Below are 13,209 nucleotides of genomic sequence, written 5' to 3'. Positions count from 1 at the left end.
ATGTCGAACAACGAATCAGCCAGCGTGCTCGACCGCCGGAAGGCGCTGCTGCGCCAGCGTTTGGCCGAAAAAGGGTTGACCGCAGCGGCTTCCGATGCGGTGCCGATCCGAAGATCGAAACCGGGTGAGCGTCATCCACTTTCGGCCGGACAGCGGCGGATGTGGTTTCTGCAGACCCGCGATCCGGAGGACACCACCCTCAATATCTGTGTGGCCTATCGGCTGACGGGTGGGCTCGACGAGACGCGGCTGCGCGATGCCGTCGCGGCGGTCGTGAACGGCCACGACATTCTGCGGACCACCTACGGTCTCGACGAGGACGGCGAGCCGTACCAGATCGTGCGCGCCGACCTCGAATTGTCCTGGCAGACACACGATCTGACCGATCTGCCCGATTCCGGCCGGTCGCGCAGGCTGGAAGTGCTGGCCCGCCGGGAGTTCGGTCGCCCGTTCGATCTAGCCACCGAGTCGCCGTTGCGCGTCAGCCTGGTGCGCACCGGCGTCGATGAATTCGTCCTGCTGTTGGTCGCGCATCACATCAGCTGGGATGACGACTCGTGGACCGTCTTCTTCACCGAACTCAACGCCGCCTACCGCGCCGAATCCGTCGAGGCCGACCGTGCCCAGTTCGTCGATGTCGCGGTCTTCGGCGATACCACCGCCGACAATGTCAGCGCCGATATCGACTACTGGCGCGCAACTCTGCGCCCGCTGCCGGAATCCTTGGAACTGCCTGGTCCGGCCGCGGTCGCCACGATTGCGGCCAAGCAGTCCGATCGGTGCACCCTGCCGGTGCCCGCGGAGCTCGCCGGTCGCGTGGCGGCCTTCGCGCGTGCGCACGGCGCCACCCCGTTCATGGTCTGGCTGGCCGCCTACGACGCGGTGATCCATCGCTACACCGCCGCGACGGATTTCCTGGTATCGGTACCGGTGACCGTGCGCCGCGATGCGGCCGCCGAATCGTTGATCGGCTACTTCGGCAATACGCTGCTGCTGCGCGCCACCATCGGCGCCGAGGACACCTTTGCCAGCTTCACCGAAACCATTCGCGACACCTGTATCGGTGCCTTCGCGCACCAGAACGTCGGTATCGATCGCGTTGTGCGGGAGGCGAATCCGGATCGCGTCGGCGGCCGGGACGGGTTGGAACAGTTGGTCCGACTCGGCTTCGGGGTGCGCAGCAGCGCCCAGGGTTTCGACCTCGCGGGTGTCGAGGCGACGCTGCTGGACCTCGGCAGCACGGTGGCCCAGGTTCCGCTGGGCCTGACCGTTGTCACGCAAGCCGATGGCGCCTATCTCGAGGCCGAGTACCGGATCGCCGATTTGGACCGTGCCATGGTCGAGCAGCTGCTCGGCCACTACCTGCAGCTGTTGGACAGTGCGCTGACGAATCCCGATCGCAGGCTCGGTGATATCGATATGCTCGGCGCGGTCGATCGCGCCGCGATCCTGGCACTGTCGCACGGCCCGATTGTCGAGGCCGAACCGACCACCATGGTCGCGCTCTTCGAAAACCAGGTCGCGGCAGAACCCGACGCCCTCGCCATTGTCGCCCCCGCCGAACGCGGCACCGCCGACACCGAACTCAGCTACGCGGAACTGAATCGCCGCGCCAACCGGTTGGCGCACTGGCTGATCGGGCAGGGACTCGGCACCGAGGACATCGTCGGGCTGCGGCTGTCGAATTCGGTGGAGTTCGTTGTCGCGGTGTTGGGTGTGCTCAAATCCGGTGCGGCTTATCTGCCCATTGATCCGGCCTACCCGGACGATCGCATCGACTATCTGGTCGAGGACGCGGCGCCCCGGCTGGTGCTCGGGCGGGTCGAGCTGGACGCCGCCGAATCCGCCGCTGCCGAACTGCCCGAAACCGATCCCGGCGGCACCGACCGGGTGCGGCCGCTGCTGCCCGGCCATCTCGCGTATGTCATCTACACCTCCGGGTCCACCGGAAAGCCCAAGGGCGTCCCGGTATCCCACGCCGCGATCGCCGAACATCTCGCGGGCTTCGTCGCGGAATGGAGTATGACCGCCGAGGACCGGTTGCTGCAGTCCTCTTCGGTGAGCTTCGATGCCTCCCTGCTCGATATCTTCGTCACGCTGACGCTCGGCGCCCGGCTGGTCATCCCGAAACCCGATGCCTTCCGCGATATTCCGTATGTCGCCGAGTTGATCACCCGCTGCGGAGTCACCGTGCTGCATATGGTGCCGTCGATGTTGAGCACCTTCCTGCTATTGCCGGAGGTGAGCGAATGGCGTGCGCTGCGGCATGTTCCGGTGGGTGGTGAGGCGCTGCCCGGTGAGGTGGCCGACAGGTTCGCCGGTGTCTTCGATGCCGAATTGCGCAATCACTACGGTCCGACCGAGGCCGTGGTGTGTGCGACGCATATGAATGTGGAAGGTCCGCAGGGCACCCGGATCGTGCCGATCGGTGTGCCGAATCAGAACGTCACGGTGTACCTGCTCGACGAGGCGCTGCAACTGGTGCCATCGGGTGTCGTCGGTGAGATCTACTTGGGCGGAGCGCAATTGGCGCGCGGCTACCTGAATCAGCGTGGGCTCACCGCGGAGCGGTTCGTCGCCGATCCGTTCGCGCCGGGCGCTCGGCTGTATCGGACCGGCGATCTCGCGCGACGCAATGCCAATGGCGAGATCGAATTCGTCGGCCGCGCCGATGAGCAGGTCAAGGTGCGTGGATTCCGGATCGAACTCGGTGAGGTCGAGGCGGCCGTCGCCTCCCATCCTGGTGTCGGGCACTGTGTCGTCATCGCGGTCGAGGATGCCGCGGTCGGTGCGATGCTGGCCGCGTATGTGGTTGCGGCCAACGGCCTTTCGGAGTCGACCCTCGATATCGATGAGGTGCGTGGGCACGCCGCAGCGACGCTGCCGGAATACATGGTGCCCAGCGCCTTCGCGGTGATCGATGAGATTCCGTTGACCGTGCACGGCAAACTCGATCGTCGTGCGCTGCCGGATCCGGAACGCGCCACCACGCAACGCTACCGGGAGCCGAGCACAGCTACCGAAATCCGGCTGGCTGGCCTGTTCGCGCAGATATTCGGCCGTGAGCAGATCGGCGCGGACGATTCCTTCTTCGAACTCGGCGGGCATTCACTGCTGGCCACCCGACTCGTCGTGCGGATACGCACCGAATTCGGCGTCGAGATCGATGTGCGGGCACCGTTCGATACCCCGACCGTCGCGGGACTCGCCGCACTCATCGAGGCCACACCGGCGCGTGCCACCTCTGCGGTGCCCGCCCTACTGAAACGTGAACGGCCCGAGCATATTCCGCTGTCGTATTCGCAACTCGCATTGTGGTTCCAGCGCAAGCTGGAGGGGCCGAGTGCGATCGGCAATATTCCGTTCACGGTGCGAGTGGACGGTCCGCTGGATCTGGACGCGCTGACTGCCGCGCTCGCCGACGTCGTCGCTCGTCACGAGGTACTGCGCACCGTCTTCCCCGAGAACGGCGGTGTGCCATATCAATTGGTCCTGCCCGCTGGGCCGATAGCGGTGCCGGTGACGGAACTGGACGATCCGAAGAAACTGCGCGCCGAACTTGCCGCTGCGGGTGGGCACTGCTTCGCCGTTGCTACCGAGCTGTTGATCCGGCCGCGAATCTTCGTGCTGGACAACAGGACCCACGTACTGTCGCTGCTCGTACACCATCTGGTGGCGGATCACTGGTCGTTCCGGACGATTCTGGACGATCTCGGCACCGCATATCGTGCGCGCACCGCGGGCGGCGCGCCGGACTGGACGCCGCTGGACGTGCAGTACGCCGACTACGCACTGTGGCAGCGCGAGTTGGTCGATTCACTCGGTTCCCAGATGGACTACTGGCGCGACGCGCTTGCCGGTCTGCCGGAGGAGATCAATGTCGCGCTGGACCGTCCGCGTCCCGCCATACTCGGCAAGAACGGGCATGTGGTGCCGTTCGCGGTGCCCGCTGAATTGCGCGGCAGGCTGAGGGCACTGGCCGAGGCGAGCGGCGGCAGCGAATTCATGCTCTACCAGGCCGCGGTCGCGACACTGCTGCACAAACTCGGTGCCGGTGTGGATATTCCGCTCGGTACCCCGATCGCGGGCCGGGTCGATCCGGCCGCCGCCGAGTTGGTCGGCTTGCTAGCCAATATGGTGGTGCTGCGCAATGACCTGTCCGGCGACCCGACGCTGCGGACCGTGCTGGAGCGCTCCCGCGATACCGCGCTCGGCGCGTACAGCAATCAGGACATTCCGATGCAACGCCTGGTCGACGCGCTGAATCCGGCCCGCTCCCGGTCCAGGAATCCGCTGTTCCAGGCCATGATGCACTTCCGCGAGGAGAACTGGGACGGCGCGGGTCACGGTTTGGACGCGCACACCGCGCTGACGGTGCTGCCGGTGGATTTCGACACCTCGCTGCTCGATCTCAGCATCAATTTCTTCGCGGGTTCCGGCGGCGGCTTCGATGCCAGCGTCATCGTCAATACCGACCTCTACGAGCCCGCCACCGGGGAATTGTTCGCGCAGCGGATGCTTCGCGTACTGACTGCCTTCGCCGAAACTCCCGACAGCACGGTCGCTGAACTCGACATCATGCCCGCCGCCGAGCGGCAACGGGTCCTCGGTGAATGGGCCACCGGTGTGGAGCTGTCCAGGGTGCCCGGCCTTGCCGAGCTGGTCCGGCGTGGCCGCGGTGTTCCGTCCGCTCGGATCGCGCTGCGCTGCGGTACCGAGACACTCACCTATGGCGAGCTGTTCGAACAGCTCGATCGAGGAGTGCCGCAGCTGGCAGAAGGCGCATCGGCGGCCGGAGTGGTACGACGGCTCGCCGCACTGGAAGCGGCGGCGAATATCGATGGAGCCATTACGGTTTCGCACGTTGTCCTCGACCATGCGGCCGTGGCCGCCGCGGTAGCCGATCGACGGGCCATTGCCGCCGATCGCCGCGGCGAATCACTGGACCGGGCAAGGGGTTCGGCGGATGTGCGACTTGTCGCCGCGCCGTGGACGGGATCCGAGATCGAGGTCGAGCTGCTGGCCGCACTCGCCGACGGGGCGACGCTGATCCTCACCACCGAACGGCAACGCCGAGATCCGGTCGCGCTGGTCGAGCTGATCACCGCGCATTCGGTCACCCATGTGGTCGCCGAGCCCGTCACGCTGTCGCGTTTCGTGCAGACCGGCGTTTCCATGCTGCCGTCGGTGCGCAGCTGGGAGGTCATCGGAACCGGTTGGCCCGCAGCACTTCCCGACCTGCTGCCCGCGCTCGCTGCCGGTTCGGTGGCCACATTCGACTTCCGGATTCCGGAGTACGCGGGCGCGGTGGCGCGCGGTGCGGTCGATGGCAGCGGACGTGCGCGTCCCATTCCAGGGGCGCGGGTATTGGTGCTGGATGAAGCCCTGCGACCGGTTGCACCCGGCGTCGACGGCGATGTGTATGTCGGTGGGGCGGGACTTGCCGAGGGGTACGTCGACGATTCGGCGAACGCATTCATCGACGACCCGTACCTGTCGGGGGCCCGCTTGTTCCGCACCGAGCAGCGGGCGCGTTGGGATACCGCGGGGCGACTCGCGTTCAGGACCGATAACGCCGGTGAAACCAACTCGGGCACAACAGCTTCCGATGCCGAGCACACCGAAACCGAACAGCAGCTCATCGCCGTTCTCGAGGAACTGCTGGAAATCGAGGATGTCACCGCCGATGACAACTTCTTCGCACTCGGCGGCGACAGCGTGATTTCCATCCAGTGGTCGGCACGCGCCAATCAACTCGCCCTTCCGCTGTCACCGCAGCTGATATTCGAGCACCTCACCATCGCCGAACTGGCGGCCGCGGTCGACGAGGCGGTGGCGGCAGGTGTGACCACGACCATCGGTGAAACGTTCGGTACGGCAGTCGACGACGGCGTACAACCTGCTCAGCCATCAGAACCCGACCAGCACCGGCATGCCGCCATGAGTGTGTCCGGCCTCAGCTCCGACACGCTGGCCGCGTTGGGCGCGGCATGGAAGCAGTCGCAATGAGGGGCGACTGCTTCCCAGTGGCTGGCCGGACGGGTGGCGATGGCGCGATGACCAGAAAGGCATTGCGATGACGGTGGACCGGAGCATCCCGGCCGAAATCGAGGATGTGCTCGCGCTCAGCCCACTACAAGAGGGGCTGTTCTCGTTGGCGCGGTTGGCCGCCGACGGGGTCGATCTGTACACGATGCAGTTCGTCATCGATATCGGCGGTCCGATCGACGTGCCGATGCTGCGCCGCAGCGCCGAGGCAATCCTCGAGCGGCACGCCAATCTGCGGGCCGCGTTCTGGGATAAGGATCTACCCAAGCCGGTGCAGATCGTGCCGACCTGGGTCGATCTGCCCTGGTTCGAAATCTCCGCACTGCCAGCGGAATTCGATGCCATTGCCGAGGCCGACCGGCAGCGACGGTTCGATCTGTCGCGCGGTCCCGCCCTGCGCATCACGCTGGTCACGCTGCCCGAGGGGCGACACCGGGGGATGGCAGCCGACGGAGCTTGCGGAGTCGGCGGGGCGGGTAAACACCGGGGGATGGCGGCCGACGGAGCTTGCGGAGTCGGCGGGGCGGGTAAACGCAGAATGATCGTGACCGCACATCACATCCTGATGGACGGCTGGGCGGTCGCGGTGTTCTTCCGCGAGTTGATCGCGGTATACGAGGCCGGGGGACAGGCGGATTCGCTGCCACCGGCGCGGCCGTACCGCGACTACATCGGCTGGCTCGCCGCGCAGGATACCGCCGCCATCACCCGCAGCTGGACCGAATACCTCGCGCCGCTGAGCGGTCCGCTCATGCTGGCCGGTGGTACCGCGACCGAGGTCGGCGCGGCGATCCCGCGCCGCAGCCGATTCAGCCTGGACGATGCCGAAACCGCGCGGCTGGTGCAATGGGCGCGGGCGAACGGTCTGACCATGAGCACGGTCGTCCAATTCGCCTGGGCCGTCGTACTCGGCAGGCTCACCGATCGACGCGATGTCGTCTTCGGCACCACCATCTCCGGCCGCCCGGATGCGCTGCCCGGTGTCGAAACGATGATCGGACTGTTCATCAATACCGTGCCCGCGCGCGTTGTCATCGATAGGACGCGCACCGTCGCCGAGCAATGTGCGCAGCTACAGCGCGAATCGGCGGCCATGCGGGATGCGGGATATGTGAGCCTGTCGACCATTCAGCGCGCGGCCGGGCACGGCGCGCTGTTCGACGTGCTGTTCGTGTTCGAGAACGCGCCCATCGGCGCGGCCACCGATCCGATCGTCACCGCGAACGGCACCCGCTTCCTGCCGGTGGCCATGGAAAGTCTGGTGCACTATCCGCTTTCGGTGGTGTCGCATCTGAACGGCGGCACGCTCGTCGTCATGCTCGAGGCGATTGCCGAAGCGCTGCCGTACTTTCCGGTCGGCGATATCGGCGAGCGGATGCTATCGGTGCTGCGTCAGTTGCCGGAGCATGGCGATTCGAGTCCTGATGCGCTGGATCTGCTGTTGGTCGATGAGAAAGTCGTCGATGCCGAGTGGCCGGACTCCGCGAATGAGACGGCTTACGGGCTCTTCCTCAACCAGGTGGCCAGCACCCCGGATGCGATCGCACTGAGCACCGGTTCGGATCGCTACACCTACCGCGAATTGCGGGTGGCCGCAGGACAACTGGCGAATGAGCTGATCGGCACCGGTATCGGTCCGGAAACGGTTGTCGCCCTTGCGCTGCCGCGATCGGCTCGGTCCATCATCGCGATCCTCGCCGTACTGGAAGCAGGCGGAGCCTATGTGCCGGTCGATATCTCGGCGCCCGTCGCACGCGTCGAATCCATCCTGAGCCAAGCGCACCCGAAACTAGTTCTGACGGTCGCAGCGTCCGCCAACGTGCTCGGCGAGACCACGCGCCCGGTCCTGGTGCTCGACGATCCCGAGGTAGCGGAGCGGATCGCAAACCACCCGATCGAGCCCTACCGACCGGTTTCCGCACAGACCGCCGCCTACCTCATCTTCACCTCCGGCTCGACCGGCGAACCCAAGGGCGTCATCGGCACTCACGCCGCTCTGACCAGCTACTTCACCGATCACCGCGACCGCGTCTACCGTCCGGCGGTGGCCCGGCTCGGCCGCCGACTGCGCATTGCGCACGCCTGGTCGCTCAGCTTCGACGCCTCCTGGCAGCCCATGATCGGCCTGTTCGACGGTCACACCATCCACCTGTTCGACGAGAACGAAATGCGCGATGCGCAGGGCCTCGTCGACGGCATCGTCCGGCACCGGATCGACATGATCGACACCTCGCCGTCCATGTTCACCCAGCTTTCGGCCGCCGGTCTGGTGGACGGTGAACGACTGACCGTGCTCGCCCTCGGCGGCGAGGCCATCGGCGCGCCCATGTGGGAGCAATTGCGCGCACTGCCGGGCACGGCGGTCTACAACTGCTACGGGCCCACCGAGACCACCGTCGAGGCGGTGGTCGCGACGGTGAATACCGGTTCCAATGAGCCGGGCAATGCCAGCCCCACCATCGGCGGACCAGTGGATCGCATGTCCGCATATGTCTTCGATGCCATGCTGCGGCCGGTGCCGCGCGGGGTCGTGGGTGAGCTGTATTTGTCCGGCGCTCAGGTGGCGCGCGGCTATATAGGCAAGGCGGCCATCACCTCGGATCGCTTTGTCGCCGACCCTTTCCGACCCGGCGCGCGCATGTATCGCACCGGTGATCTGGTGCGGCAGTTGCCGAATGGCGATCTCGCCTATCTCGGCCGCGCCGATGATCAGGTCAAGATTCGCGGCTACCGAATCGAAATCGGCGATATCGAAACGGCTCTGCTGCAACTGCCGCTGGTGCGCGCGGGCGCCGTGCTGGTTGTGCAGCGGCCGAGTGGCCCGAGTCTCGTCGCCTTCGCGGTCGGTGCCGATTCGGCCGACTTGCGTGCCGGACTTGCCCAGCGCCTGCCCGCATATATGGTTCCGGCGCAGGTCATCTCGCTGCCCGAATTACCGGTCACCCGGAACGGCAAGCTCGATGTGCGCGCTCTGCATACTCTCGGGCTGGAGGCATTGCAGGGTTGCGCCCAGCGCACCCTGCCGAGCACCGATACCGAGCGAATCCTGTGCCGCGCCCTCGCCGAGGCATTGGGCGGCAGCACACCCGGCATCGATGCCGACTTCATCGAACTCGGCATGGACAGCATTGTCGCCATCTCGCTGGTGAACGCCGTGCGCCGCGCGGGACTCTCGGTCAGCCCCGCCATGGTCATGACCAACCCGACCGTCCGCGATCTGGCCGCCGCCATCGATTCCCGTGCCGCACCGCAGGTGAGCGACCCTGTCGAGATCGGCGCCGTAGTCCCGACGCCGATCATGTCCTGGATGTACGAGTACGGCGGCTTCCGCAGACTCGCACTCTCGACGCTGATATCGCTGCCCCCCGAAGCGGATCGGGCCCGGTTGGCAGCGGTGCTGCAGGCACTCCTCGACGGTCACGACATGCTGCGCGGCCGACTGTCGGCAACCGTGTTCGAAACCAGAGCCCAGGGCAGCGTGCGTGCCGCCGATGTCCTGCACGAGGTTCGGGTATCCGGTGATTTCGGCGCGGTACTCGAGGAGCATGCGCGAGCGGCGATCGATCGCATCGATCCGAAGACGGGCACCATGATTCAGGCTGTCCGCTTCGTCGGCCCTGATGTGCTGCTGCTATCGATCCACCACCTCGCCGTGGATCCCGTCTCCTGGCACATCATCCTGGCGGATCTGGCAGCGGCATGGTCGCAACTCAGCGCTGGTCAAATCTCCGCTGTTGCAAGCGAATTCACCGGATACAGGAGCTGGGCCGAACTACTCGACAAGCGCCGGACCGCACCGGAAGTGTCGGCCCAAAGCGACTTCTGGATCGAGCAACTGACCGGCCCCGATCCGGAACTCGGTCTGCGTCACCCGGATCCGACCCGCGACACCTGGTCCTCCTACCGCCTCACACCGTCGTTCACGCCGACCGACACCACCCGCCGCATCCTCGACGGCATCGGCACCGATCTCGGCATGCACGAAATACTGCTCACCGCACTGACAATCGCGCTGACGACCTGGCGCGCCCGCCGCGGCCAGAGCGGCTCGTCCGGCGCACTGGTCGCCCTCGAGGGCCACGGTCGCGAGGATGCCATCGTCGGCGACGTCGACACCTCGCGCACGGTCGGCTGGTTCACCACCGTGTATCCAGTGCGCATCGGCGCGGGCTCGACACTCGACATCACCCGCGCCGAATCCGATCCCGCCGAAACGGCGTCCCTGCTGAAGGCCGTTGCGGCCCAGCTGGACAGCATCCCGAACAAGGGCTTGGACTATGGCCTGCTCCGCTACCGCGAAAGCGAGCCGCATGCCGACCCGCAGGTAATGCTCGACTACCTGGGCCGCATGGACCTGAACGCGGGCAAATCGGGTCCATGGACGCCGATCACCGATCTCGGCCTGCACCAACGGCTTCCGGTCGCCCCCGAACCGGATATGCCGCTGCGCTATGCGCTCGACCTCGTCGTCGCCGTCTATCCGAGCGCTGACGGCCCCCAGCTGGCCACCCTGGTCCGCTGGAGCGACGCACTTTTCGACAGCACGGAGATCGACCGCTTCGCCACCATCTGGCAGCGCTGCGTCACCGCAGTGGCCGCCGCCATACCGAGCCCAACACCGGGAGAACGATGAACACGATCGAAAACGCCATCGTGGTCGAGGACGTCCGCAAGTCTTTCGGCGACGTCCACGCCGTGCGCGGCCTGACCTTCTCGGCGCCCGCCGGAAGTGTGCTTGGCATACTCGGCCCGAACGGCGCGGGCAAGACCACCACGGTCTCCATCCTGTCCACGCTCACCAAGCCCGATGCGGGCCGCGCCATGGTCGCAGGGCACGACGTCGTGCGCGAGGCCGCGGCCGTGCGGGCATCCATCATGCTCACCGGCCAGTACGCGGCGCTCGACGAGGTGCTGACCGGCCGGGAGAATCTCGTCCTGTTCGGCCGTCTGATGGGGCTGCGCCCGAAACAGGCCAAGGTGCGCGCCACCGAACTGCTCGAACAGTTCGATCTGGTCGAGGCCGCCGATCGCCGTGTCGGCGGCTATTCCGGCGGCATGCGCAGACGCATCGATATCGCCTGCGGCCTGGTGCGCCCGCCCAAGGTCGTCTTCCTCGACGAACCCACCACCGGCCTGGATCCGGTGAGCAGACAGGGCGTTTGGTCGCTGGTGCGTTCACTGCGGGAACAGGGGGTGACGATCCTGCTCACCACGCAGTATCTCGAAGAGGCGGATGCGTTGAGCGACAACATCATCGTCATCGACAAGGGCCGGGTGATCGCCGAAGGCACCGCCGACGAACTCAAGGCCCGCTCGGGTTCCAGCTACTGCGAGGTCGTCCCGGTCGATGCGGCTGAGCTGCCCGCTGTGGTCACCGCGCTCGACGGCCTCGGCACCGTCACCGTCGCCGAATCCAAGGACCGGGTTTCGCTTCCGGCTCCCGACGGTGCCGCCACCCTGGCCGAGGCGCTGCGCCGGATAACCGATGCCGATATCGAACTCATCGATATCGCCCTGCGCAGACCGTCACTGGACGAGGTCTTCATCAAGCTCACCACCGACGAACCGGGATTGGTGACCGCATGACCGAATCAATCACCGTTCCCGCCGGAATGCAGTGGACCGCATTGAGCGGCCGCACCGTGCGCGCGGCGGTGCGCGAGGGTGATCTGCCCTTCGGCTTCGTCGCGCCGATGATCTTCTTCGTCTGTTTCTATGTCCCGCTGCGCAAGTCGATGGAGCAGACCGGTGCGGACTACGCCCAGTACCTGCTGCCGGTCATCGTGCTACAGGCGATGTTCTTCACCGCGATGTCGGCGGGCGATCGCGCCGCCCGAGACACCTTCAGCGGCATGGGAACTCGCATGCGGTCCATGCCGGTCAAATCCTGGGTGCCGCTGGCCGCCCGGATGTCCGCGAATCTGGTTCGCGCGCTGGCCGGACTCGCCGGAGCGCTGGTGATCGGTACGGTGTTCGGTTTCCGATTCCACAGTGCGGCAGCGGCTCTCGTCTTCATCGCGCTGTCGCTCGCCTTCGCCGTGGCGCTGGTGATCGGTGCCGACACACTCGGTGTCGCAACCGGTAAGCCGGAAATCGGCGCGTCCGCGCTGCTCGCACCGCAACTGCTGCTCATCATGATGTCCACGGGTTTCGTTCCGGCCGAAGGGTTTCCAGGTTGGATCCAACCCTTCGTCCGCAATCAGCCGGTTTCCCAGGCCGCTGCCGCCCTGCGCGGTCTGGCCAGTGGCGAATACACCTCGGCCGTCGCGGTCGCGGTGGCCTGGATTCTCGGTCTGATCGTGGCTTTCACCGCGATCTCGGTCTGGGTGGAAAGGCGGCGGCCGTGAGAACACTGATCGACCAGAGCTTGGTCGAAATGGGCCGACTGCTGCGCCGCTGGCCGCGCGAGCAGGAGGTGCTGACCTCGACGCTGATCCTGCCGGTGCTATTGCTGTTGATGTACCAACTGGTGCTGAACAAATTCCTCAGCGCATCCTCCGGCGTGGACGCCATCTACGGTTTCGTCCCGATGATCGCGGTCACCGGCGCGATGTACGGCGCCATGGGCACCGGCCTTTCGCTCTACGCGGAGCGGGAAAGCGGTCTGCTGCGGCGCATCTGGGTGCTGCCGGTGCACCGCGCGGCCGGACTGATCGGCAGGCTGCTCGCCGAATGCGGACGCACCTTGATCGCGACGATCATCGTGGTCGTCATCGGCGTCGCGCTGGGATTGCGTTTCGAGCAGGGCTGGCCCGGTGTGCTCGGTGCGCTGGCCGTTCCGGTGCTGCTGATTCCCGGCTTCGCCACCATGGTGATCACGGTCGGCGTCAGCAAGGCGGGCGACAAGGTCGTGCAGTTGTTCTCGGCGCTCGTGCTGCTCGGGATGTTCTTCAATTCCGGATTCGCACCGCTGGAGAACTATCCGGGTTGGCTGCAGCCCGTAGTGCGCGTCCAGCCGATGAGCTGCGCCATCGAGGCAATGCGCGGCTGCACGCTCGGCGGCCCCATCGTCAATCCGTTGCTGCAGACCATTGCCTGGTCGGCGGGGCTCGCCCTGGTCTTCGGCGCCTTCGCGGTACGCGGCTACCGCAAGGCCGCGGCGGGCTGAGCAGTCCACTGAGCGGGGCCTCTTGTTGATAGTTACATCGGCTAACTATATAG

General features: G+C 66.2%; 5 protein-coding genes. All 5 read left to right on the top strand.

All coding sequences use genetic code 11. The features are described 5' to 3' along the window. The 5 genes from NA5_RS07335 (at nt 1) to NA5_RS07315 (ending at nt 13,156) form a co-directional block, all read left to right on the top strand. Nucleotides 1–6,009 carry a non-ribosomal peptide synthetase gene (locus NA5_RS07335; protein ID WP_062983190.1) on the top strand — a complete coding sequence of 2,003 codons (6,009 nt, stop codon included), beginning with the start codon at nt 1–3 and terminating at the stop codon, nt 6,007–6,009. Nucleotides 6,010–6,076: 67 nt separating this feature from the next. After that, nucleotides 6,077–10,681 (top strand): non-ribosomal peptide synthetase, encoded by a 4,605-nt coding sequence (locus NA5_RS07330; protein WP_062983188.1) that lies wholly within the window; start codon nt 6,077–6,079, stop codon nt 10,679–10,681. Continuing rightward, nucleotides 10,678–11,634 (top strand): daunorubicin/doxorubicin resistance ABC transporter ATP-binding protein DrrA, encoded by a 957-nt coding sequence (locus NA5_RS07325; protein WP_062983186.1) that lies wholly within the window; start codon nt 10,678–10,680, stop codon nt 11,632–11,634. Before NA5_RS07330 ends, NA5_RS07325 begins: the two co-directional genes overlap by 4 nt. Beyond that, nucleotides 11,631–12,395, top strand: a complete 765-nt coding sequence (locus NA5_RS07320) for an ABC transporter permease (RefSeq protein WP_062983184.1) — start codon at nt 11,631–11,633, stop codon at nt 12,393–12,395. The genes NA5_RS07325 and NA5_RS07320 overlap by 4 nt, the downstream gene beginning before the upstream one ends. Next, nucleotides 12,392–13,156 (top strand): ABC transporter permease, encoded by a 765-nt coding sequence (locus NA5_RS07315; protein ID WP_062983182.1) that lies wholly within the window; start codon nt 12,392–12,394, stop codon nt 13,154–13,156. Before NA5_RS07320 ends, NA5_RS07315 begins: the two co-directional genes overlap by 4 nt. Nucleotides 13,157–13,209 lie beyond the last annotated feature (53 nt).

The organism is Nocardia anaemiae NBRC 100462 (genome assembly GCF_001612725.1).
In the GTDB taxonomy this organism is placed as follows: domain Bacteria; phylum Actinomycetota; class Actinomycetes; order Mycobacteriales; family Mycobacteriaceae; genus Nocardia; species Nocardia anaemiae.
Note: the sequence above shows the minus strand (reverse complement) of the source record. Positions and strands in the feature narration are given on the sequence as shown.

Excerpts from the sequence above, each read along its gene's own strand:
- NA5_RS07320 (WP_062983184.1), top strand. The coding sequence starts at position 11,631 with ATGACCGAATCAATCACCGTTCCCGCCGGAATGCAGTGGACCGCATTG.
- NA5_RS07330 (WP_062983188.1), top strand. The coding sequence starts at position 6,077 with ATGACGGTGGACCGGAGCATCCCGGCCGAAATCGAGGATGTGCTCGCG.
- NA5_RS07325 (WP_062983186.1), top strand. The coding sequence starts at position 10,678 with ATGAACACGATCGAAAACGCCATCGTGGTCGAGGACGTCCGCAAGTCT.
- NA5_RS07335 (WP_062983190.1), top strand. The coding sequence starts at position 1 with ATGTCGAACAACGAATCAGCCAGCGTGCTCGACCGCCGGAAGGCGCTG.